We start from the raw sequence: 23,601 nt of genomic DNA on the forward strand, positions 1-23,601 counted from the left end.
TTAAGCATTGAGCTGTTCACTATTATTTTTTAACAATATTGACGATATTAATGTTGTTATCAATGCTGTGCTGTCCAATCTAACATGCTATCTAATACGGTACGGGCAGTATAGGCATTAAGCGCATGATCTGTATTAATCAGTCCGACCACCACATAGTCTTGCCCAGACAAACCTTTGACATAGCCTGCCATCGAGGTGACATTATTTAAGGTGCCGGTTTTTATCCAAGCGCGGCCGATGGCTTGCGACTTGGGTAAGCGGTCACTATGGGCGCTGATGGTGCCACTGACCCCAGCAATGCCTAGCGAGCTCACATAAGCATCAAAGCTCGGTTGATTGTAGGCGTAGGTTAACAGCTCGCTTAGATTGGCGGCACTGATGCTGCAATCGCGGCAGAGTCCTGAGCCATTGGTCAAATGCGGCGGCGGAGTAGTTAAGTTGGTTTGCCACCACTGATTGATTGATTGCAGCGCTTGCGGATAGTCGGTCGCGGTTGGCTGACCAAATTGATATAAGCTGATTGCTTGATTGTTAATTGTTTTATCGGTATCAGTGCCTTTCTTATTAACGCTTTCTTGATGCGTGTCTTTTTTATTCACATCTGCTTTATAAGCGCCAATAGAAAGCGCTACTTGTTCGGTCATCACGTTATTAGAGAAGTGATTGATATCATAAATCTGCTGCTTAAGGTTTAAAGAAGGATAGCTGACAATGGGCAAGGGCGACATGACAATAGCTGCCAAACCATGTGGCGATTTTTTCTGTTTATTGGCAGTTTCATTGGCATGATAAGGCGTTTCTTGCGCGATGACTTTGCCACTTAAGGTATTGCCAAGCGTTTGCCATTTAGAGGCAATGACGCGGGCGGCAAAATCTTTGGCATCAGGGTAGGCGACATAAAAAGCATGTTCGCCGCAGCTGTCTGGTAAATTGCTATTAAGCGTTAATTGTGCCGCTTGCCACTGCGGCGCAATACTATAGCGCGCTTGCCCGCAAGCAGCCGAGCGCATATTTATCATGCTTGGCAATTGATAATTTGCCAATTGCGGTGTGTAGGTTAGCTGCGCGCGCGTATTGTCTAGCGGATAGCTCTGAATACCGACACTGCTAAAATTGACCAAAAAACCATCGGGGCTGGCGTTATAAGGACGTAGCGGCGAGTTGTCAAAGGCGGCAGGGTCTTTGGTGACGTTTGTAAACACACTACTATCGACGATGATATCGCCGTTGATATGGCGGATACCAGCAGTTTGGACTTTATAAAGCAGTTGCTGTAAGCGTTCGTGGGTCATTTTTGGGTCGCCACTGCCTTGAATAATCAAGTCGCCATAGAGCGTATCGCCAATGATAATACCCGTATGGTAAACACGAGTATGCCAAACGAAGTCAGCACCCAACGTATCTAAGGCAATAAAACTTGGCACCAGTTTCATGGTGCTGGCAGGCGTGCGCGCAATATCGGCTTGATGGCTTAATAGCGGTGAAAACGAAATTTTGATAGCGGGATTATGAGCAGTCGATTTGTCGTTATTGTTTTTGCTGCTTTCATTCTTAGTAGGATTTTTGGTGAGTTTTAAAGCGTCATCTGGCAGTAGCGGTGGCACGCTTTCTATACTTTGATAGGTATAAGGGTCATCGGTATAAGCATGCAGCTGTCTTGCATGTTGCTTAATCGTCTGTTTTTCAATCGTCACTAAGGCGCTTTGATGTACCGTTATTTCTTTAGCATTAGTATTGTTATTTTGAGTCGTTTGTTTTTGGATGCTGTTAGGCTCTGCGGCAGCACTATCTGTAGTTAGCGATTCAGGCTGATTAGCAGACTTCGTGCTATCAATTACCTGTATAGGCGCAGGCAAGCGGCTCGCAGTTTTATCACCGACTGGGGTGATGACCATACTAATATCGGTCGCGCTTAAGTTTGCGCGCGTAAGCGCTGTCTGAATCGCTTCTGGTAAAACCGCTTGCGCACATAGCGGCGTTAGCAAAACACTCGCCAATAAGGTCAGCGATGCTAGGTAGTGAGCAGGCTTATATAGCATATATGGTTGCTTAGAAAAAGGCGCTAATTTAGCAAAGGCGGTAGGGCGGTTATGAGTCTTAGAAGTGAGTAGCATGAGCGGTCTATTATCAGGTGGCAAAAACAGCCTATGGTAACATGAGTTGCTATTTTCACGTAGTATCAGCGTTGGCGTAGGTGCAAAAATGCCATGGCTGTCATGATGGCATCGTTATAAGCATCGTGTGTGCCAAGCTCTGGGATCTCATAATGCGCTAGAATATTGGTCAAGTGCTGTGATTGATTGGGAATACCCTGCGTACGATCGCCCATCCGCCGACTGTATAATTGCCGTATATCAATGACCTTATTCGGTAGCGTGGTGCCCATATAGCGTTTGACCAAAGGATTTAAAAACCCTGTATCTATCTGCGGACAAAACCCAACTAGCGGTCGATTGTCTATAAAAGGCAGTACTAAAGCCAGCATTTCATCGTAGCTCATACCATGCTCAACATCGGCAGTGCGCAGCCCATGAATCACAATGGTATCACGGCCAGGCATCACTGGCGGTCGGCAAACCAGATGCAGACCGTTACCCGTATCAATGCTATCGCCGTTGATATGAATGGCAGCGATAGATAGCAGGTGGTGCTTTTTTGGGTTGAGTCCCGTCATCTCGCAATCAATCGCGACCCATTTATCAGCCAAAGGTTTATTAAACATCGATGCCAGCTCAGGGCGCTGCAAATGGGTCTTTTGCCAATGAGACGATAACTGTTTTAGCCAACGCATCTTATTTTTGCTCCCCTTTATTTTTGCGCGCAGCGTTCTTATCAGCTGACGTATGTATTTTAATTAAACTCTAGCTGATAATGGCGACTTAATTGACCCTTAAAGCTTTTGACCACGGCCAGGCATTCATTTAACAAGTCTCGCTCGAGTGCCGATAAAGTGGTCGGATCAACTTGCCGCGCATGCTTATCATCTGTCGATAGCGCCACTGACAAGCGCTGCGCCATAAAAAACTCTAACGCTTCAAGCAAAGTGTCAGCGCGCTGTTGGTTTAAGGCGCGCACTTGTACCAAGCCTTTAAGACGTCCTTTACTACTCGGCGCATCAAAAATATCGTTTTCTAAGGCTAAAGTACGAATACCATGCACCAGCGGGAAAATACCGGCTTTTTTAAGGTCGATATCGTAGGCGCTTTTTTTACCGCCAAGGAGCGGCACAAACTTTTGCCACCATTGACCGACATCGCCAAACTGTAAAGCGGCACGGGCGAACTGGCGGACAAACATCAAATCTGACTGGTGATGGGCAATTTTTAAATGCTCGCGCACACTCGTTAGTAGCGATTCATCGCCGCAGACATAGTCGCCATCAAATATGGCCGACAAATAAATACTATGTATCGGGTCAGTATTTCTAAACCATAAGCTAATCTGCGCTTTGAACTGTTTGAGTGGCTGCCGCCACATCGGATTGGTCATCATGATATTGCCATTGCAAAGTGGATAACCCAAGGTTGCTAAATGATGGTTAAAGGTTTCAGCGAACTGAGCTAAGCCAGGATGGCTATAACCATCACGAATAATCAGTGCATTGTCTTGGTCGGTACGCATGATTTGCTCGCCGCGACCCTCTGAGCCCATGACGATGACGCAAGTATTTTTCATCACTTCATCAGGTACGATAAGTTGCCACAGTTTGGTAAAAACTTGCGCATTAAGCGTCTGTACCATACGGCTGACATTACCAATTTTGATACCGTTTTGGTGCTGCGCACGAATATAGCGCCCGATAAGCTCAACCGCGGTAGCTAAGCTCGGCAAATCTTTTGCCTGCTCAATCTGCAGACTAATTAGCTGCGAATGATGACCAATATGAGCGAGCATATCGCTTTGTCCGAGTACGCCTGCAACCTCGCCGTTGGCATCAATCACCGGCAGCCTATGGATACGGTAGCGCGTCATGGTCAATAGCGCATCGCCAATCTCATCGTCCGCATCAATGGTGCGCAGATTGAAACTTGCATAACGCTGGCAAGGCGTCGTCGCAGGGTTTTGCTGGTCGCTCACCGCGCGGCAGATATCGGTATCGGTTAAAATACCTAATGTACGACCAGAGTAGCTGTTGGAAGTTTGCGTATTGGCGCTATCAGTAACTAAGCTGCTATCTAGGTTGTTGGCTAAATTTCGGTCTAAGTTTTGGTCTAAATCCGTTTTTAAATCATTATCTAATATTTGCGCTTGAGCAGGATTTAATTGGTCGAGCGGTCGCACCAACACATGCTTGAGCCCAGCTTTGGTCATGATATGCGCCGCCTCATAGAGGCTGCTGGTGGCATCAATGATATGCACGGGTAATAAGCTGACATCAATCACTGGCTGCATCATGATTTGCTGGACTTCTTGCTGCTCATTATAACCATGAGAGCTAGTATCTAAGCTTTGCCCGCTTCGCCGCTGCTGCAATGCTTTTAATCGTTCAGGTAAATCTTCTGAGAGTAATTGGCGCACCAAATGATTCTGCGCACTGATTTTGTCAACGGTGGCGCCGTTTACTTGCAGCAGCAGGGTGTCTTCAATGGCGCGAAACTCGTAGGGCGACACGGTATTTTGGTTTTTAGGCATGGTGTCTATAGGGGCGCTACTGTTTATAGGTATGGTGCTGGCGGCGTCTTTGTCCTCTTCTGTAAACGATTTTGGCAACCGCCGACTGTCAAACCAATCATTACTATTTAGATGGTCGGTATGATTGCTGCCCAAATACGTCGCCACAAATTCGCCAGCAAGCAGCTGCTCGATTTGTCCTTTAATCACTACATAAAAATAGGTTAGATCAGCGGCTGATAAACGCTCATCTTTAGCAAGATAACGGATTTGGGTATTTTTTCTGACGCTTTGGCGTTCAGCCGCGCTTAGTACATCAAAGGGTGGCTGAGTAAAATCAAGATGGGGCATGGCATCATCCTTGATGGCATATTTAGTAAGATTTTGGAAAAAGAAATTTTACGACTGCTAAAGAAATATCAAAATAGCGTCGCGTTATTTCTACTATAGCACTCTTTGCCAACCAAGATAGCAGAGAACTATATATAACCATTATGCTATTGTGGGTATGTAGGGTTCTCTGATACTATACTAAGTCTTGAGGTCGTATCTATCGTTTAATGTTGAGGTTCTTTGACTAAATTTTAAGCTCAGTTTTTGAGTGAGTTTTTAAGCGCCAAGCAGTTTGCGAATGCGACTGATGGCTTCGCGGCTTTCCTCAACGCTAGCAACCAAGGCAATGCGCACATAACCTTGCCCAGGATTTTTACCATTGACCTCGCGTGATAGATAACGCCCAGCCAGCGCGTGAATATTTGCTTGCTCATACAACGCTTTGACAAAGATTTCATCGTCGCCATTAAATTGCTCAGGTACTTTTACCCAAAAGTAAAAACCTGCTTCTGGCATGCGTAAATCAAGCAATGCGCCAAGCTCTGACATCCATAAGGCGAATTTTTCTTGATAGAGCGCTCGATTGTGCGCCACGTGCTTTTCATCTTCCCAAGCAGCGATGGAAGCCAGCTGATGCGGTATCGGCATCGCGCAGCCTTGATAGGTGCGATATTGCAAATAAGGCTGCAAAATATTGGCGTCACCGGCCACAAAGCCTGAGCGCAGGCCGGGCAAGTTTGAACGCTTGGATAAAGAGTGAAATACCACGCAATTTTTAAAGTTATGACGACCGAGCGCCGCGCAAGCTTGCAGCAGGCCAATCGGCGCGCGATCAAAATACAGCTCGCTATAGCACTCGTCGCTGGCAATGATAAAGCCGTACTGGTCGGATAAACGCAGTAAGTGTTCCCAATCATCCATGGTCATGACGGAACCGGTTGGATTATTTGGGCTACAGACAAACAATAGCTGCGTGCGCGTCCAAACGTCCCTCGGTACCGCGCGATAGTCACCTTTAAAATCATTATCAATGCTGCAAGGCATAAAGTACGGCGTCGCTTGCGCGAGTATGGCAGCGCCCTCGTATATCTGATAAAACGGATTGGGCATCACAATGGTTGGTGCCTCATCTGCTTTTTGCAAGGGCTGCGCGCTTGGCTGATTATGAGCTGCCAGTTGATTGGTTTCGTCTTCGGACAACTCGGTTTGTGGATGGTCAATAACCGCTTGCACCAAGCTAAAAATCGCCTCGCGCGTACCCATAACCGGCAATACTTGCGTATGCGGGTCAAGATGATTGAGAAAGAAGCGCTTTTCTAACCAGTGAGCGATGGTTTGACGCAGCTCAAACAGCCCGTTGGTGGTTGGATATTGGCTTATTTTGTCCAAGTTTTCGCGTAGGACGTCCAACACAAATGCTGGCGGCTCGTGTTTTGGCTCTCCAATACCGAGCTTAATTTCACTATAGTTATAGGCTGGCGTACTGTCCGCGAGTAAAGTCGCCATCTTAGCGAACGGATAAGGGTGCAGAGTCGTCAAGTTGTGATTCATAGGTAGGCTAACTATAATAGACAATTAATAATAAAGTGATAAAGAAAAATTACATTTAAGCAGTGTAGCACTTCTCTTATTTTTTGTCTTTTTTCTTCTCAGACGGTTTATTGTTGAGTTAAAACCAGCACTTAAAGCAATTTATACGGTGAATAACCTTGCATAGCGCTTGTTTTTTAGACGGTAACCCGTATTGAGATTGGCCAATTTTAATAATGCGATTAAGTATAGATAAAATTAAAATAGCGTCATTTATTAACCAAGCAAAAAATAACTGTCCGTAAAAACGTCAGATTATTTAAGGAAACTTGATATGTCTAGTGTTTTAAAAACCGATGAGCGTGGCGCTAAAGATATCAATGTGCAACAATTTGAGGGTAGCCAGCGTGTTGAGCTATACGAGCAACTAAAACAGCGCGAGCACAATTGGTGGCATGCGCGGCAGCAGTTGACGCTGTTAAAAGAGCGGCAGATGTTTTGGTTTGGCGATAACAGCTTTATGATGTGGCTACTCTGGCAATTGGTCAGCTATGTGGTGGTGGCGATGGTGCTTATGCTCCTGAGCAAACTGTCAAACATCTCATTGCCTTTATGGCAGTATATGGGTTTATTTGCGGTACAGACGCTGATTTTTATTGTCATGTTGGGCTTTAAGGGCCGTATGGCCACGCATTTACAAAATAAGATCAATCAAGTCGATGTCTTGCGTGAAGAAGCGCTTAACGAGATGACCATTTTGGCCGCTGACACGCTTTATAATGATGTGCATGCCAAAGCCCCGATTTCCTTACAGCAAATCTTTGAGTACTACGACGGCGAATTTCATTTAGCCAGTTTGCATCGTCTGCTACAAAAAGAGGTGGACACTGGGCGCTTGATGCTTGGGCAGCAGCAAGTAGAAGCAGAGATTTTGCCGTTGGAGCTTGCCGATGAGGAGCTTAAAGAGATGGCAAGCGAGATGGTCTATAAAAGCGTCTTATAAAGTATGCGTTTAATATAAGTAGCTTATAAATATTTGGTCAAAAGCTATCGTTGATATTTCGTCTTAAAAAAATGCTTTATCGTTGAAGGTTAACGATAAAGCGTTTTTCGTATTTATAATTTAGCTTCTAACGATTAACTTCTAACATAAGCAGCTATATAGCAATTAACCATCGTTACGAATGCTCAGGCTTGCTATCAATGCCGCCTTCAATGTCTCAAGTTTATCCGCCGACAATGCCTGATCGTTTTGATCGCTGATATAAAACATATCTTCTGCGCGCTCGCCTAACGTGGTAATACGGGCGGCATGCACTTCAATTTGTTGTTGTAAAAACACCTGACCAACGCGGGCCAGTAAGCCTGGTTGATCAAGCGTCTCTAAGCTCATGATATGCTGATTTGAGGCTTCATTAAACTCAAAGTGAATCGTCGTAGCAACATCGAAATGTCGCAACTGGCGCGGCATTTTTCTATTGGTAAGCTTGGGCACCGTCGGATTTTTAAAGGCGTCGATTAAGCGCTGTTTAAGCTCTTGTTGGCTGTCTGTATCGACCAATAACGTGCCGCTGCGGTCGAGCAGCACGTAGGAATCTAAGGCAAAATCACGCGTTGCGGTAATGATGCGGGCATCCAAAACATCGAGATTCATTTGGTCAAATACCGCCATGGTAACGGCAAATAAATTGACCTGATCTTGGGTATAAACAAACACTTGCACCGCATCAAGTGCCAGCTCGCGATGCTCACGTAACACGACCAAGGGCTGACTATTGGCATCGGAGGCGCGGCCGATGGGCGGATGGTTTAAGATAGCTTCAGTATGCCACAAGATATCTTCTGCGATCTCGCGCAAAAAATACTCATCGCCCAAGTCATCCCATAACCTTAAAACCTCTTCGCGATTCATGTGCTGATTATCGACATTATCAAGCATCGCCAGCGCCTGTTTGCGCGTGGCTTTAATCATATCTTGGCGGTTGGTTGGGGCGTCAATATCAGCGCGCAGGATACGCCGTGTTTGTGAATACAGCTGCTTCATCAAGGTTGCGCGCCAGCTGTTCCAAAGCTGGGGATTGGTGGCATTCATATCGGCGACCGTCAGCACATACAGATGGTTTAAATGGGTGACATTTCCGACTAAATCGGCAAATAGCGTCACCACTTCTGGGTCTGAGATGTCCTTTTTCTGCGCTGTCATCGACATCAGCAAATGATAGCGGGTCAACCAGCCGACCAAATGCGCGTCCGCAGTACTCATGCCATGAGCAAGACAAAACTCAATCGCTTCTGTTTCGCCAAGCTGGCTATGATTACCGCCGCGGCCTTTAGCGATATCATGAAACATCGCCGCCAGCACCAAAATCTCTTTGCGCTCGATACGCTGAAAGATAGAGCTGACCAGTGGAAAGTCCTCAAAAAAGCGCGGATCGGTAAAGCGGTGCAAAATACGAATCAAAAATAACGTATGCGCATCAACGGTATAACGATGAAATAAATCGTACTGCATCAGCCCCGTTACTTGCGCAAAAGCTGGGATATAGCTGCCCAAAACGCCGTAACGATTCATGGTACGCAGGCGATGAAATAAATAATTTTGCTCTTTTAAATTGGCTAAAAATAGCGCTTGATGCGACGGGTTGTCTCTATACGCTTGATCGATGCCGCGCGCCGCTATTTTTAACGCACGCAAGGTATGGGTACGGACGTTTTTGATACCGTATTGACCCATCAGCAAAAACATCTCTAAAATCGCCTCAGGGTGCTGAGCAAAGACGCGATGATGCGATATTGCAATCTGTTCGCCGACTCGGTTAAAGCGGGCGTTAATCGGATGTTTTTTTGGTCGTTCTTCATCCGGCAGTTGCGGCTCGATAATGGTCTCATAATAATGATTGGTCAGCATCTCAGATAGCGTCGATATCTGCATGGCACAGCGATAATAATCGCGCATAAAGCGCTCAACGGCAGCATTTGGTTGGTCGTCAGGCTGCGTCTCATAGCCCATCATTTGCGCAATTTCACGCTGATAATCAAATAGCAGCTTGTTTTCATTGCGCCCAGTCAGCTCATGCAAATAATGGCGGATTTGCCATAAATAACCTTCGGCAAAGTTAAGCTCATCAAACTCTTTTTCGGTCAAAAAGTTTTGCTGCACCAGGTCATAAAGCTTACTGACGCGAAAGTAGCGTTTGGTCACCCAACCAATAATATGAATGTCACGCAGACCACCGGGCGCCGTTTTAATGTTAGGCTCAAGATTGTACTCGGTGGCATTGTGCTGCAAATAACGCGCTTTTGCTTCAGCGATTTTCACCTCATAAAAATCACGTGGCGACCACTGGGTATTGACGATTCTATGGGGCACATCTTGCAATGCTTCATTGCCGTCTAACAACCGCGCCTCTAGTAAAGTACTGGCAACGGTGTGGTCGAGCGCCGCCTCCAAGCATTCGCTGACGCTGCGCACCGATAGGGCAGGCTCAAGTCCAATATCCCACAATAGTGCCACTAAATTATCGATTTTCTCTTTATTATCAGCCGCAATCTCGTCTGGCGTTAGCAGCAAAATATCGACATCTGAATATAACGACAGCTCACCGCGGCCATAACCGCCAGTGGCAAATAATGCTAAGTCCGTTTTATCAAGCTCAAACCATTTGAACAACGCAATGAGTAACTCATCGATGACACAGGCACGAGCCGCTACCAATTGGCGGATATTGACGCCGCGTTCGAGCTCGCGGCTGATATCGTCATTGATTTGAATCAGCCATTCAGCAATACTCTGTTCGGAAATACTGTGCTTAGAAATACTGTGCTTAGAAATATTTTGCTCGCGATTACTGAGCGACGTCGCGCTATCGGTTGTAGTGCTATGGTCTGATAATAGAGGCATAGGCGTCAAATCAATGGTCGCGACATCACAAGTAAACATGAAGGGTATCCGATTAAGAGGTTGTAAATAGAGGCGCTAAAAAAATGGGTGAATGCAAATATCACGCTGAAAAACAAAAAATAGCACCGCCAATATGCCTGAATTTTCAGGCAAAAAAAAGACCGCCTAGGCGATCTTTTTAAGTATTACTGGGTCAAAAAGCTTAAGTCTTCTTCGGGGCGCGTAGTAAAGACTTCACAGCCATTGTCCGTCACCACCATGGTATGTTCCCACTGTGCTGACAGCTTGCGGTCTTTAGTAATCGCCGTCCATTCGTCCGGTAAAATTTTGGTCTGCCACGTGCCTTGGTTAATCATCGGCTCAATGGTAAAAGTCATACCGGTTTTTAGCTCAAAGCCTGTGCCTTTTTTACCATAGTGCATGACTTGCGGCTCGTGATGGAATTCATTACTAATACCGTGACCACAGAACTCGCGCACGATACTAAAGCGCTCAGGCTCGACCACTTCTTGAATAGCCGCACCGACATCGCCTAAGCGCGCGCCATTTTTGACCACGCTCATACCGGCATAAAGGGCTTCTTGTGCCACTTTGCAAATACGCTGCGCCATGATAGAGCCATTGCCGACAATCCACATTTTCGAAGTATCGCCGTAATAGCCATCTTTGATAACCGTGACATCAATATTGATGATATCGCCATCTTTTAGTAGTTTATTGTCGGTTGGAATACCGTGACAAACCACATGGTTGACAGAGGTACAGATAGATTTTGGGAAGCCATTATAGTTAAGGGGCGCAGGAATCGCTTCTTGCACATTAACGATATAATCGTGAGCGATTTGGTTCAATGCTTCGGTACTGACGCCAACTTTGACGTGCTCATCGAGCATTACAAGCACATCGCTGGCAAGTTTACCGGCCACGCGCATTTTTTCTATGGCTTCAGGAGATTGGATAAGGGATTTTTTGGTCATCATAGTCGTACTTATAGTTATAGAATTTAGGTAGGCAATTATACCATAAATGCAAGCGTCGCTGTTCTGCTAACCCTTAGCAACTTTGTACGCATTTATCAAGCCTAGCATTATAGTGATATTAACTGTCTCAGCTTATTTATATGTAGATACGTGACTATAAAGTCATGGAAATATGACACATATGTCAAAAAGCAGTTGAATGTTGTAGATGATAGAAGTATTGTAATTTTGTTTGCTAAATGAATTGGCAACGATTTTTAGCGCTTAGTGCAGGATGCAATAGCTAAACGTTAAAGAAGAATAAACGTTAAAGATAAGCCGCATAAAAATGGCTTCACACTTTTATTTTACAATAACAAGGAAGTTGTTATGACTCTAAAATCTCGCCTGCGCGCTGCCATAATGCCCAGCGCCTTTCTACCTTCACTTGGCGCTATTGCTGTCGGTGTGCTCCTCATGACCTTACAAACCACTTCTGCTCAAGCAGCGGGACAATTTTATAATTGCGCCAATGCCACCGGCTGTAAAATGGTCGATAGCAAATTTTTCACCTCAAAACATACTGATACCAAATATCCCATTGTCATGACTCATGGTCTGGTCGGCTTTACCAAGCTACTCGGTGTCGATTACTTTTATGGCATTCCGCAAACCCTGATGAGTGGCGGCTCAAAAGTCTACGCGACCAAGACCTCTTCTTTTAATGATAGCCGAGTGCGCGGCGAGCAGCTACTACAGCAAGTAAAAACCATTAGCGCGATATCTGGTAGCCCCAAGGTGAACTTAATCGGGCATAGTCATGGCGGGCATGATATTCGTTATGTTGCTGCTGTTGAGCCAAAGTATGTGGCGTCAGTGACGGCAGTTGCCAGCCCAGAGCAAGGGGCGGCATTAGCCGATTGGGTGGTTGAGCAGATTGATAATGACAGAGTCAATGGTGAGTATAATACTGCTACCAAAGCCGCGCTTACCTTGTTTGGTTTCTTAGGTAATTTTATGGATTTAAACGCTGGCATCCCTATCGATAAGCTGCAAGAGCAAGACGGGTTTGGTGCGGTTACCGCCTTATCAACTGACTATATGGCGGATTTTAACCGCGAGTTCCCAGCGGCCATGCCTTCAAGCTATTGTGGTCAACCAAAAGATACCAAGGTAAACGGTATCAACTACTATTCATTCAGTGGTGTCGGGCAAGTAACCAATGCGCTAGACCCGATGGATTATGTGTTATTAGCGACCTCACAAGTATTTAAAAATGACCCAAATGATGGGTTGGTTTCTGCTTGTTCAAGCCGTCTAGGTCATGTCATCCGCGATGATTACAAAATGAATCATATGGATTCGGTCAATCAACTATTAGGCTTGGTCGCATGGGGACAACCTAATCCTAAAACTGTTTATCGCGAACAGGTTAACCGTTTAAAAAATGCCAATTTATAAAGCCAATTTCTAAATTTAGTAATTAAATTTAATTATTAAGGCTTAAATGTAAATTAGCAAATAAACCGCTTTTGCCTAAAAGGGTCACTATGTAACGGGCCCTTTTATTTTGCCCCATTTTATGAATAGTAAATTCCTTATAAACCGCTTGATTAAATAAGATAGTGTCGTTATGCCAACTAAGCGCCGTTCACCATTTTTGCTCATCATTATCGCCGTGATAATCATTTTAGTTGTGGCGATTATTTGGTGGTTTAAGCCCGATAATGCTCGCAAACCTTTTTCTCAAACAGAGTCTACGGCGCTGAATAGCCAAGCCAATGTCAGCATCATAGACGAGGCGAATGTTAATAATAATGTTGGCACGTTCGCTAAGCAAGACGCTTCTCAATTTACGACGGGTCTTGAGAATTTACCGCGCTCCTTGCAAGGAACGGAGGTCGATGGAGAGATTATCATTGATGAAAATAAACAGCTGGTCGTCACCGAAGGGCTACGGCGTTTATTTGATTATTTTCTGTCAGCGCTAGGCGAAGAGGACGAAGCGGTTGTTTATGCGCGGGTGGAGAGTTATATCCGCAGTCATACGCCAGAGCCTGCCGCCAGCCAAGCGATGAAGATATTTGACCAGTACATCGCCTATCTTAAAGCGATTCCTGCAATAGAAAGCCGTTATGGCAATCTGCAACTACAGGCGACCAAAAATGGCGAGCTGGATTTAAGTGTGGTGGCGCAGCAGCAGCAAGATGTTGCCAAATTACGCCAGCAGTATTTTGATAAAAATACTATCACCGCCTTTTTTGGCGCAGAAGATGAATATGATGATTATAGTATGGCGATGGTCAAAATTAACCAAGATAAGCAAATGTCTGACGCCCAAAAAAAAGCGGCAAAGCAAGATTATATTAGCCGGATGCCCAATAATGCGACCAAAGCCAACATCGCTCAGCAGGCGAATCTGGAGGAGTTACTTAGTCGTACAGAGCAGCTGCAAGCAATGGGTGCAACGGCTGAAGAGTTATATAATATGCGTCGTGAGTTGGTTGGCGCGCCAGCAGCAGCAAGGCTTGCGCAGGTCGATCAACAAGATGCTCATTTTGATCAGCGTTTTAAGCAGTATCAAGCTCAAAAACAGCAGCTACTAAGTCAAAGCGCTGATAAAACGCAAGCGCAAGCCCGAATCAGTCAAATGGAGCAGCAATTATTTAATGAGACTGAACGCAAACGTTTGGCAGGTTATGCCGCTTTGCAACAACAAAAGGCTGCAACTCCCAATTAAATCCGATGTTAATTTTTAGGTAAAAATAAAAAGTATTTGGTGGTGTTCTAAAAAGTATGCCGGCATCAGACGTAACCATAATTGATGTAAAAGAACACCATATCAAACACTTTGAAGTGATTATCGAGCTTCTTAGAGAAACAACAGGTCTTTCGAACGGCTCGTCGCAATCGGTGTCTAAGGCGACAGTTATTACCTTCAATGCCTACCGTATGAGATTTGCCAACTCGTTTGTGGTCAAATTTAAAGGCGGTTATAAAACTGTCCCAGTTATCCATACTGATAGAGCCATAGCTGACTTTCAGCTGCTTGAGACGAGCTCTTAGCTTCTTAGCTGTTTTCAGGTCACGTTTGCCCCAAACATAAGCAACAATCTCATTAGTAACGCGATCATAAGCATAAATAAGCCAAACTTTACGCTTTTTGCGATACACGTAAGTCCAGAATTCATCAACCTCTAAGCGTTCATAGTAGCGCTTCTTAAGCGTAATCTTATAAACAGATGAGCCTATGGTGCTCAATACTTTACCGATACTGACTGAGGCTATAACAGCTATGTCTCTAACGCCGCAGCCTCTAACTGTCATGAGCCGTATAAGCTCTTCCACTTTAGAGTGACAGCCATGATAAGTTAAGGCATGGTCGCCAATAAACTGACGTTTGCAGTCCTTACATTGATAATTCTGCTTGCCATAGCTTTTTTTGCCATTTATCGAAAAACTATTACTGTGACAGTCGGGGCAACTGATATCTATTTGTGTCTTCATAACCTCAAATATATCATCTTGCTCTGGCTGTCACTCCTCCTTTTATTTCCTCAGCATACTTTCTGATACACCACCAAGTATTTAACGGTGAAATTGAATTATCAGCACTCTAAATAGTGTTATTAGCTAAAGTGCTAGCAGGGAATAGGTATTGTAACAAGGTATGTTAGCAAAAAAGCTATAAAGTAGAACAAATATAGCGGTAATTGGTACTCAATCTATCATGACAGGCTTATGAAAAATGGGCATAATAACCTCACTGTTTAGACTAACGATAAAAACACATTAAGCAGAGCACATTAACCTGAGAAAATGCTGCTTAATATGATAAAAACAATATTTTTTTACCTTTGCACTCTTATTTTTATATTTGAAACCTCTAGGAGTTTATATGAAAAACATGACTAAAATGATGATGGCTGCTACCCTTGCGGTTGGTACACTTGCTGCTGCTGGCTGCCAAACCACACCTAGCGTGACCGCGCCTGTGACCCAGCCAATTACTGTTGACGCCCTACAAGCGTATAACTGGCAGCTTGTCGATGCTAAGCGCACTAATGGCGACAAAGTTAGCCAATTATTCTTTGATCCAAGCAAACCATTGACGCTTAATTTTTTTAAAGATAACGGTAATGACCGCGTGAGCTTTATCAATACCTGCAATAATATGGGTGCCAACTATAGTGTGGTAAATGGCAATGTCGTACTCGGTAATGTTTTATCAACAATGATGGCGTGCCCTGAGCCACAAGCCAGCTTTGATACAGCGACACTTGCAACGGTACAAGGTAAATATAGCATTAATAAGAATGCCAATAACACACCTATCTTGACGATTACTAATAGCAATCAAGTGGCTCATTTTAAAGCCGTTTCTAAATAAGTTAATCGTTTAATATAAACGTTTTAAAATCTGACCATTTAAAAATGCCTCACTAAACAGTGGGGCATTTTTTTTATCTAAAATTCGTGACGCTTTCCGCTACACTGTCATAAGTCGCTAAGGTCAAATGTTTAAGCCATTAAGATATTTCTTATGCCATCAACTTTTTAACCTTATCAAAACTCTCATTTTGTATTTATCAGCATTTTATTGGATGTCATTTATGTTAGAAATATTTGGAGAAAAATCATCTGTCAACCTACGCACAATAACTGGCATCACGGCGATAACGGCTTTTGGTCTATTAACGGGCTGTCAAACGTTGCCAAGTACGATGGCTAAAGCGAATCATGCAACCAAAACACCTATTGATACAAGTGCGAGTAATCCTCTAACGGCGCGCATGCCAGCGATAGATCGGCAAGGGCGCATCGCTTATGTCGAAGAGCAGGGAGCAGGCGCAGCAAAGATATCAACGCTATATAGCATTCGTCCTGATGGTAGCGACCGCCAATTGATAGATCAGTTGAATGGTTATATTTATGCGCCAGCGTGGTCTGCGGATGGTCAAATGATCGTCTATAGCAAACAAGTCGCGCGCCAGTCTCCCAAGATTTATACTTATGATCGCAACAGCAACACCCAAAATTTAATCGTCAATACTGAGGGCAGTAACTTATCAGCATCATTTTCACCTAATGGGCAAAAACTGCTTTATAGCTCAACCGTCGGCGGCAATGCTGATATCTATGAGATGCGCTTAAGTGACGGGCATACCAAACAGCTCACAACCTTACCGAGCACAGAAGTGCAGCCAAGCTATGCAAACGATGGGCAAAGCTTTGTTTATACCAGCGATAAAGTCCGCGCTGGTCGTCCCAGTATTTATCGTTATCACTTTGCTACCGGTAAGGCGACATTGATACCGACCGCAGGCTATGCGGCCAGTCCGCAACTGAGCTTGGATGGACAGTATTTAGCCTATCTTAATGGTCGTAAGGCGGCGGTAATGACACTTGTGACAGGGCAAGTAATTAATCTAGCTGAGACAGGACTTGATGAGCCCGCGCGTCTGTCGCCTTCTGCACAGTACGCCGTTTATCCCACAAAGCTTTCGCAAGTGAGCGGTCAAAATGGTAGCAGTTTAGTGATTCATTCTTTAGCTGGCCATTCAAGCTACGCGATTAGCAGTAAGACGGGCGGCGTTGTGCGCTCACCGATTTGGGGTCGGTAAAAAATTTTTAATGTAAAGGTAAATATCATGGCGCACAAAAAAGTAAACCTACCGCAAAAAATCTGCCCTGTTTGCCAGCGACCGTTTACGTGGCGCAAAAAGTGGGAGAGGGATTGGGAGCAGGTGACTTATTGTTCTGAAAAGTGTCGGCGAGGGAAGGTAAATAATGAATATTAATGACTCAAAGAGTTTAGCCACTTATTAAAGTGGCTAAACTTTACTTTCAAAATTACAATTGGTTTTGATCATTACTGGCGCTGAAAATGGAAAAACTCATCATCGTCTATGATGCCATTCTTATTTTCATCAACTTCAAGCGTCAGTCGTTTATCATTTACTCTTACATACCGAGATAGAGCATCTGACAATCCAGTACTACCATTGTTATCTAGTATTTGATTAACTGTTAATGCTCCTGTTATGCCATTGATAGTATAGTTTCCCCACTCCATACCGGATATTTCGTTATCCATATTATCGAAAGGTGGTGCATTGTCGACTTCCATGTGAACATAGGTGCCATCATCGAAAAATGCTAATGCCAATAGCTCATTGTTAGTGTCTTTATTTCTCCAAAGTCCTACTATTTTTTCAGACTTGGCCTTTTCGAATTTAAAAGACTCATCATTATCTATTGCACCATTTCTATTTTCATCAACTTCCAGAGTCAGGGTGTCACCAGATATTCGAGCGTATCGGATAAGAATATCTGATAATCCAGTGTCGCCATTATTATCGAAAATCTGATTTACTTTTAATTCTCCTGTTTTATCATTTAAAGTAAATCTACCCCATTCCATACCAGACTTCTCATTATTAGGGTTGTCAAAAGGTGGCCTTTCGTCAACTTCCATATGAACATAGGTGCCGTCATCAAAGAATGCTAACGCTAATAAATCATTGCTAGTATCTTTATTTTCCCAAAGCCCTATAAGTTTTTTAGACGTTGGCATTACAATAGGTCTGTTTTTCGAAAAATCAAAGGATTCATTTTCATCTATAACGCCATTCTGATTCTCATCAACGTCAAGTGTAAGTTCGCCACTAGATGCTTTAAGGTAGCGTGTAAGAGGTTCTGAAAATCCTGAGATACCATTATCATCAAAGATTTGACTGGTTTCCAATCTATCCGTGTTAGCGTCAACGGTATAATTACCCCACTCCATACCGTTTTCTGGGTTATCTAATGATTTTTCTGCATCAACTTTAAGCTGAATATAAGTACCATCTTCAAAAAAAGCAACCGACTCTAACTCGTCCTCTGTTTCCTCGCCTCTCCAAATTCCTAAATATCCGTCATTTTTAGCTTTTGAGAAACTGAAAGACTCATTGCTATCTATAACGCCATTATTATTCTCATCAATCTGAATGGTAAGTATCCCTTCAGATACTGAAATATACTGAGTCAGGTTTTCTGATAGACCGTTTTCACCATTATCATCGAAAATTTGATTAACCTTCAATGCTCCTGTTTTATTGTCTATAGTATATTTCCCCCACTCCATGCCATCATTTGCAACGTTTCCTGACTGGATTGTAAAAGCTTGTCTTAATAGAGGTTCAGGCTTGTTTTCTACCTCTACATGAATATAAGAACCATCTTCGAAGAAAGCTAGAGCCAAAAGATCACTTTCGGTATCATTACTAGTCCAAAGTCCTGTCATTTCAGATTTAATATCAGGTGGCTGTGAAGGTGGCTGATAGGAATCGGAATCATCATTACATCCTTGTAAGAGCAGAGAAGTAGTGATGGCTAATAATGCTAATTTAAATGATTTCATTTTTTATCTCTCCTTGAATGAAAAATGTAAAATCTTGGCGGCTATACAAACGACGTCCTTGTCCCTTCTTTTTTAAAGTATTTAATTTTTATTATATATAAATGTTTTTTTATGAATATAACAAATATTTTTAGTGAATCCAACCAAAAAAAGTATTTATGCGTTTTAATAGCTTAAAAAGGTCGGTAAGTAACGTTAGTATTGAATGTCAGCAGATAGAAAGTGGACATAAAAAAATACCGCCACATCTCCTATAGCATCTTTATTAAATGAGATAGGAGGTATGACGGTATGATTAAACGTTATATTTAAATGAGTTTTTTTACAAATTCGGATTTAACCATTTCTCAGCCGTTTTCATATCCCAGCCTTTACGCTCAGCATAGCTTTCTAACTGATCGGTACTGATTTTACCGACGTTAAAGTACTCGCTATTAGGATGCGAGTAGTAGAAACCACTGACCGATGACGCAGGCCACATCGCATAGCTTTCGGTGAGCTTAGTACCGATAGCATCGCCCGTACCAATCCACTCAAATAACTTGCCTTTTTCGGTATGCTCAGGGCAAGCAGGGTAGCCAGGCGCAGGACGGATACCGACGTATTTTTCTTTGATCATCTCGTCATTGGTTAGATTCTCGTCAGCCTGATAACCCCAGTACTCTTTACGTATGAGCTCATGTAAATGTTCGGCAAAGGCTTCCGCTAAGCGGTCAGATAAGGCTTGGGTCATGATGGCATTATAGTCGTCGCCAGCTGCTTTGTACTGCTCAGCAAGCGCCTCTGTGCCAACGATAGAGACGGTAAAACCGCCAAGATAATCGGTATGCGCATCTGATGGCGAGATAAAGTCTGCCAAGCTAAAGTTTGGCTTGCCGCTGGCTTTATCTGACTGTTGACGCAAATGCTCAAATTGATATTCTGCTGTGCCGCCATCAGTTGGTGCTTTATCATAGACAGTAACGGTATCCGCGCCAGTGCGCTTAGCTGGCATGAGTTTAAACACGCCTTTAGCGACGATTAACTTTTCATCAATCATCTTTTGCATCAAGTCATTGGCATTATCAAACAAATCACGCGCGGCTTCACCAACCACATCATCTTGCAAGATTTTTGGGTATTTACCCGCCAAGCCCCAAGAGATAAAGAACGGCGTCCAGTCGATATAAGGCAATATATTGGTAATCGGGTAATCATCAAGGATGACTTGACCTAGCTTATTTGGCACTGGCGGTACATAGTTGTCCCAATCGTACTGAAAACCAAGCTCAATCGACTCAACATAAGAGATTTTCGCCGCTTTTGGTTGGCGTTTAGCGAGACGTTCACGTACTTTGATGTACTCTTCACGCGTCTCATTGATGAGACCTTGACGGTGCTCTTTGGATAGTAGCTTAGTGACGACGCCAACTGAGCGTGAAGCGTCTGATACATAAATAACCGCATCGTTTTGGTATTGAGGTTCGACTTTTACTGCCGTATGCGCTTTAGAGGTTGTTGCCCCTCCAATCATCAAGGGTAGGGTCATGCCGCGTTCTTGCATTTGCTTGGCGACATAGACCATCTCATCGAGACTTGGGGTGATCAGACCTGATAAACCGATGATATCAACTTCTTCTGCAAGCGCGGTATCGAGGATTTTTTCACACGGTACCATCACGCCAAGATCGAGGATTTCATAGCCGTTACAGCCAAGGACCACGCCGACGATGTTTTTGCCGATATCATGGACGTCACCTTTGACCGTCGCCATAAGGATTTTACCTTTCTTTTCGCCCTCAACTTTTTCCGCTTCGATATAAGGGTTGAGCCAAGCGACTGATTGTTTCATGACGCGGGCAGATTTTACCACTTGTGGTAAGAACATTTTACCCGCGCCAAATAAGTCGCCGACGATATTCATGCCGTCCATTAATGGCCCTTCGATGACTTCTAGTGGCTTAGGATATTTCTCCCACGCCTCTTTGGTATCGGCATCGATAAAGGTGGTGATACCTTTTACCAATGCATGGGCAATGCGCTCTTCGACCGTGCCTTCGCGCCATGACATATCGATGGTGCTGTCTTTTTTCTTACCGCCGTCTTGATAACTTTCAGCGATGGTCATCAAACGTTCGGTCGCCTCTTGACCGCTTTCGCCTTGATTGCGGTTGAGCATCACATCTTCGATGGCGTCGCGAGCTTCCTTCGGAATGTCATCATAAACCTCCAGCATAGCTGGGTTAACGATACCCATGGTTAAGCCGTTTTGAATCGCATGGTATAGAAAGACTGAATTGATGGCTTCACGGATCGGGTTGCCACGGAAACTAAAAGACACGTTGGAGACGCCGCCCGATACCATGGCGTTTGGTAAATTATCGGTTATCCATTTGGTGGCATTGATAAAGTCAGCGCCGTAATTATTATGCTCGGTAATACCGGTCGCAACCGCAAAGATATTCGGGTCAAAAATGATATCCTCGCTAGGGAAGCCGACTTCATTGACCAAGACATCATAACTGCGCTGACAAATCTCGATTTTGCGCTCATAGGTATCGGCCTGACCGTCCTCATCAAACGCCATGACGATGACCGCTGCGCCATAGCGCATACAAAGCTTGGCGCGCTCGACGAACTCAGCATGACCTTCTTTTAATGAGATAGAGTTGACGACGGATTTACCTTGAATGCGTTTAAGTCCTTCTTCGATAATGTCCCATTTTGATGAGTCAATCATCAAGGGCACGCGGCTGATATCCGGCTCACCAGAGACCAAATTGACGAAGTGAATCATCGCTTGCTTGGAGTCGAGCATGCCCTCGTCCATATTGATATCGACGATTTGTGCGCCGCCCTCGACTTGGTCACGCGCGACATCGAGTGCTTCGGTATAAGCTTCGGTTTTAATCAAGCGTAGGAATTTTTTCGAACCCGTCACGTTGGTACGCTCACCGACGTTAACGAATAAGCTTTCAGGGGTAATGGTAAATGGCTCAAGTCCTGATAAGCGGCAGGCAGGCGGTATTTCAGGAATCACGCGCGGTGAGTAATTGGCGACCATCTCCGCAATTAGGCGAATATGCTCAGGCGTGGTACCGCAGCAGCCGCCGACGATATTTAAAATGCCAGCTTTGGCAAAGCCTTCGAGCAGGGCCGCCGTTTGCTCTGGTGTTTCATCGTACTCACCAAACTCATTGGGCAAACCTGCGTTTGGATGCGCTGACACATAAGTATCGGCGATATTTGACAGCGTTTGAATATGCGGACGCAGCGCATCAGCACCAAGCGCACAGTTAAAGCCAACCGATAAGGGCTTAGCATGGCGAATCGAGTTATAAAACGCCTCAGCCGTTTGACCTGAAAGCGTCCGACCTGAGGCATCGGTAATCGTTCCCGAAATCATAATCGGTAATTCAAAACCAATATCATCAAACACGCCCGTGACCGCAAAGATTGCTGCCTTAGCATTTAGCGTATCAAAAATGGTCTCGATTAATAGAATATCGACGCCGCCTTCTATCAAGGCCAGCGTCGCCTCACGGTAATTAAGCACCAACTCATCAAAGGTGATATTACGAAAGGCGGGGTCATTGACGTCAGGAGATAACGAACAGGTGCGCGACGTCGGCCCAATAACGCCTGCCACAAAGCGCGGCTTTTCTGGGGTCTTAGCGGTGTATTCATCAGCAGCTTCGCGGGCAATTTTCGCAGCGGTTTTATTGAGCTCAGGCACGAGGTGCTGCATGTCGTAGTCGGCCATCGATAGGCGCGTACCGTTAAAGCTATTGGTTTCAATGATATCGGCACCTGCTTTTAGGTGCGCGCTATGAATCTCTTTAATCATCTGCGGCTGCGTGAGCACCAACAAATCGTTATTACCGCGTACATCTTGCTCAATATCGGCAAAACGCTCGCCGCGATAATCGGCTTCCTCTAACTTAAAGGTCTGAATATGGGTACCCATCGCGCCATCTAGCATTATAATTCGCGCCGCCATCTGCTCGGTGAGGCGTGCGCGCGCGGTTAACTGCTGCGCTTTATAAGGAAATACAGCAGGCGGCGTCAAAATAAAGTCACTAGCCGTGCTTAATACATTGGTGGCATTGGCTGTATTGGTATTGGCGACACCAGTATGATTATGAGAACAGGTCGGTGGGGTGGTGGTTTGAGTCATAGGAGCGCTGCTTATTAGAGTCAAGATAAGAAAAGGAAGAAGATAAAGTCTTTCAAAGTTTTTAGGGCGAGCTTACTAAGTTAGCTACTTATAAAATAGGCTATATAAAACAATAGTATTGATAAAAAGGTGGCTTCAAAATCGATAAGCAAATCTAGATTATTCTAGCACGAAACGGCTATTACTCGCGGGATTGTGCTTATTCCGCTTATTCCATTTCGGCACTATCACTGACGCCATCGTATTTAAAAATAACAAAAATTGATTACTATAACCAATTATCGTTGCACCAAATGAGCATGGTATTAAAAGTTAGCACATTATTAAAACTACCAAATTAAAAATACAGTTATAACAAATTCTATTGCATAACGCCGCTTGGAACAAATGAATATCATTTCAGTAGAGGATTACCTAAAGCTTTGATTTGTATTTATAAAGCAGCTATTTATACCAGGTTTTATTAAACTGATTTGGTTTACATGCAAGCTACAAAAATTAGCCTAAACGCAAGTTTATAATGCTTTGTGATATGTTAATTTAATTTCAGAAGGATTGACGTTTCATAAGCAATGCTTATTAGTAACTGTTAATGGTTTTTATTTGAGAGTGGTTAGCAATTAAGAATTAAAAACGGAATAGGCAAGGATTTTAAGAAAAGACAATCTGGCCGTAAGACCGTAATAAAAATCCATAAATTGTA

Annotated in this window: 15 protein-coding genes; 6 read left to right on the forward strand and 9 right to left on the reverse strand. The window is 44.2% G+C overall.

The features are described from left to right. Positions 1-59: 59 nt before the first annotated feature. The 4 genes from AB8P72_RS02530 to dapC form a co-directional block, all read right to left on the reverse strand. Positions 60-2,117, reverse strand: coding sequence for a D-alanyl-D-alanine carboxypeptidase/D-alanyl-D-alanine-endopeptidase (locus tag AB8P72_RS02530; RefSeq protein ID WP_082894351.1), 2,058 nt, complete (start codon positions 2,115-2,117; stop codon positions 60-62). A gap of 65 nt (positions 2,118-2,182) precedes the next feature. Further along, positions 2,183-2,794: a 3'-5' exonuclease gene (locus tag AB8P72_RS02535; RefSeq protein ID WP_068406716.1), complete on the reverse strand. Its 612-nt coding sequence runs from the start codon at positions 2,792-2,794 to the stop codon at positions 2,183-2,185. Between the two features lie 59 nt (positions 2,795-2,853). Continuing rightward, positions 2,854-4,965 (reverse strand): DUF294 nucleotidyltransferase-like domain-containing protein, encoded by a 2,112-nt coding sequence (locus AB8P72_RS02540; RefSeq protein WP_102076908.1) that lies wholly within the window; start codon positions 4,963-4,965, stop codon positions 2,854-2,856. 258 nt (positions 4,966-5,223) lie between these two features. After that, the gene (gene dapC / locus AB8P72_RS02545; protein ID WP_068406709.1) at positions 5,224-6,498 is read right to left on the reverse strand and encodes a succinyldiaminopimelate transaminase; all 1,275 of its coding nucleotides are present in this window, start codon (positions 6,496-6,498) and stop codon (positions 5,224-5,226) included. Positions 6,499-6,811: 313 nt separating this feature from the next. Between dapC and AB8P72_RS02550 the strand changes: the two genes are divergently transcribed. Then, a complete protein-coding gene (locus AB8P72_RS02550) occupies positions 6,812-7,480 on the forward strand; it encodes a hypothetical protein (RefSeq protein ID WP_068406706.1) in 669 nt (222 codons plus the stop codon). Between the two features lie 165 nt (positions 7,481-7,645). Here AB8P72_RS02550 and glnD read toward each other — a convergent pair whose 3' ends face one another. Next, positions 7,646-10,417 (reverse strand): [protein-PII] uridylyltransferase, encoded by a 2,772-nt coding sequence (glnD, locus tag AB8P72_RS02555; protein ID WP_369957941.1) that lies wholly within the window; start codon positions 10,415-10,417, stop codon positions 7,646-7,648. 146 nt (positions 10,418-10,563) lie between these two features. Continuing rightward, a complete protein-coding gene (gene map, locus AB8P72_RS02560) occupies positions 10,564-11,355 on the reverse strand; it encodes a type I methionyl aminopeptidase (protein WP_369811258.1) in 792 nt (263 codons plus the stop codon). Between the two features lie 372 nt (positions 11,356-11,727). On the opposite strand from map, the gene AB8P72_RS02565 reads away from it, so the two are divergent. Then, positions 11,728-12,798: a triacylglycerol lipase gene (locus AB8P72_RS02565; RefSeq protein ID WP_068406697.1), complete on the forward strand. Its 1,071-nt coding sequence runs from the start codon at positions 11,728-11,730 to the stop codon at positions 12,796-12,798. A 172-nt stretch (positions 12,799-12,970) separates the two neighbouring features. Further along, entirely contained in the window at positions 12,971-14,077 is a 1,107-nt protein-coding gene (locus AB8P72_RS02570; RefSeq protein WP_068406695.1) for a lipase secretion chaperone, read from the forward strand. A gap of 65 nt (positions 14,078-14,142) precedes the next feature. Here AB8P72_RS02570 and AB8P72_RS02575 read toward each other — a convergent pair whose 3' ends face one another. Next, the gene (locus AB8P72_RS02575; RefSeq protein ID WP_305935458.1) at positions 14,143-14,844 is read right to left on the reverse strand and encodes an IS1 family transposase; all 702 of its coding nucleotides are present in this window, start codon (positions 14,842-14,844) and stop codon (positions 14,143-14,145) included. 391 nt (positions 14,845-15,235) lie between these two features. Between AB8P72_RS02575 and AB8P72_RS02580 the strand changes: the two genes are divergently transcribed. The 3 genes from AB8P72_RS02580 (at position 15,236) to AB8P72_RS02590 (ending at position 17,138) form a co-directional block, all read left to right on the forward strand. Continuing rightward, positions 15,236-15,727: an META domain-containing protein gene (locus AB8P72_RS02580; protein WP_068408557.1), complete on the forward strand. Its 492-nt coding sequence runs from the start codon at positions 15,236-15,238 to the stop codon at positions 15,725-15,727. A gap of 223 nt (positions 15,728-15,950) precedes the next feature. Further along, positions 15,951-16,961, forward strand: coding sequence for a PD40 domain-containing protein (locus tag AB8P72_RS02585; RefSeq protein ID WP_068408555.1), 1,011 nt, complete (start codon positions 15,951-15,953; stop codon positions 16,959-16,961). 27 nt (positions 16,962-16,988) lie between these two features. Then, positions 16,989-17,138 (forward strand): DUF2256 domain-containing protein, encoded by a 150-nt coding sequence (locus AB8P72_RS02590; RefSeq protein ID WP_082894404.1) that lies wholly within the window; start codon positions 16,989-16,991, stop codon positions 17,136-17,138. 71 nt (positions 17,139-17,209) lie between these two features. Here the strand turns inward: AB8P72_RS02590 and AB8P72_RS02595 are convergent, their stop codons facing one another. Next, positions 17,210-18,742, reverse strand: a complete 1,533-nt coding sequence (locus tag AB8P72_RS02595; RefSeq protein WP_068408553.1) for a hypothetical protein — start codon at positions 18,740-18,742, stop codon at positions 17,210-17,212. 322 nt (positions 18,743-19,064) lie between these two features. Then, positions 19,065-22,721 (reverse strand): methionine synthase, encoded by a 3,657-nt coding sequence (gene metH, locus AB8P72_RS02600; protein ID WP_369811257.1) that lies wholly within the window; start codon positions 22,719-22,721, stop codon positions 19,065-19,067. Positions 22,722-23,601 lie beyond the last annotated feature (880 nt).

The organism is Psychrobacter sp. CLB018 (assembly GCF_041222815.1).
Lineage (GTDB): Bacteria > Pseudomonadota > Gammaproteobacteria > Pseudomonadales > Moraxellaceae > Psychrobacter > Psychrobacter faecalis.

Coding starts and splice junctions, on each gene's coding strand:
- AB8P72_RS02580 (WP_068408557.1), top strand. CDS start 15,236: ATGAAAAACATGACTAAAATGATGATGGCTGCTACCCTTGCGGTTGGT.
- metH (WP_369811257.1), bottom strand. CDS start 22,721: ATGGCGGCGCGAATTATAATGCTAGATGGCGCGATGGGTACCCATATT.
- AB8P72_RS02575 (WP_305935458.1), bottom strand. CDS start 14,844: ATGAAGACACAAATAGATATCAGTTGCCCCGACTGTCACAGTAATAGT.
- map (WP_369811258.1), bottom strand. CDS start 11,355: ATGACCAAAAAATCCCTTATCCAATCTCCTGAAGCCATAGAAAAAATG.
- dapC (WP_068406709.1), bottom strand. CDS start 6,498: ATGAATCACAACTTGACGACTCTGCACCCTTATCCGTTCGCTAAGATG.
- AB8P72_RS02590 (WP_082894404.1), top strand. CDS start 16,989: ATGGCGCACAAAAAAGTAAACCTACCGCAAAAAATCTGCCCTGTTTGC.
- AB8P72_RS02565 (WP_068406697.1), top strand. CDS start 11,728: ATGACTCTAAAATCTCGCCTGCGCGCTGCCATAATGCCCAGCGCCTTT.
- AB8P72_RS02540 (WP_102076908.1), bottom strand. CDS start 4,965: ATGCCCCATCTTGATTTTACTCAGCCACCCTTTGATGTACTAAGCGCG.
- AB8P72_RS02535 (WP_068406716.1), bottom strand. CDS start 2,794: ATGCGTTGGCTAAAACAGTTATCGTCTCATTGGCAAAAGACCCATTTG.
- AB8P72_RS02570 (WP_068406695.1), top strand. CDS start 12,971: ATGCCAACTAAGCGCCGTTCACCATTTTTGCTCATCATTATCGCCGTG.
- AB8P72_RS02530 (WP_082894351.1), bottom strand. CDS start 2,117: ATGCTACTCACTTCTAAGACTCATAACCGCCCTACCGCCTTTGCTAAA.
- AB8P72_RS02550 (WP_068406706.1), top strand. CDS start 6,812: ATGTCTAGTGTTTTAAAAACCGATGAGCGTGGCGCTAAAGATATCAAT.
- glnD (WP_369957941.1), bottom strand. CDS start 10,417: ATGTTTACTTGTGATGTCGCGACCATTGATTTGACGCCTATGCCTCTA.
- AB8P72_RS02595 (WP_068408553.1), bottom strand. CDS start 18,742: ATGAAATCATTTAAATTAGCATTATTAGCCATCACTACTTCTCTGCTC.
- AB8P72_RS02585 (WP_068408555.1), top strand. CDS start 15,951: ATGTTAGAAATATTTGGAGAAAAATCATCTGTCAACCTACGCACAATA.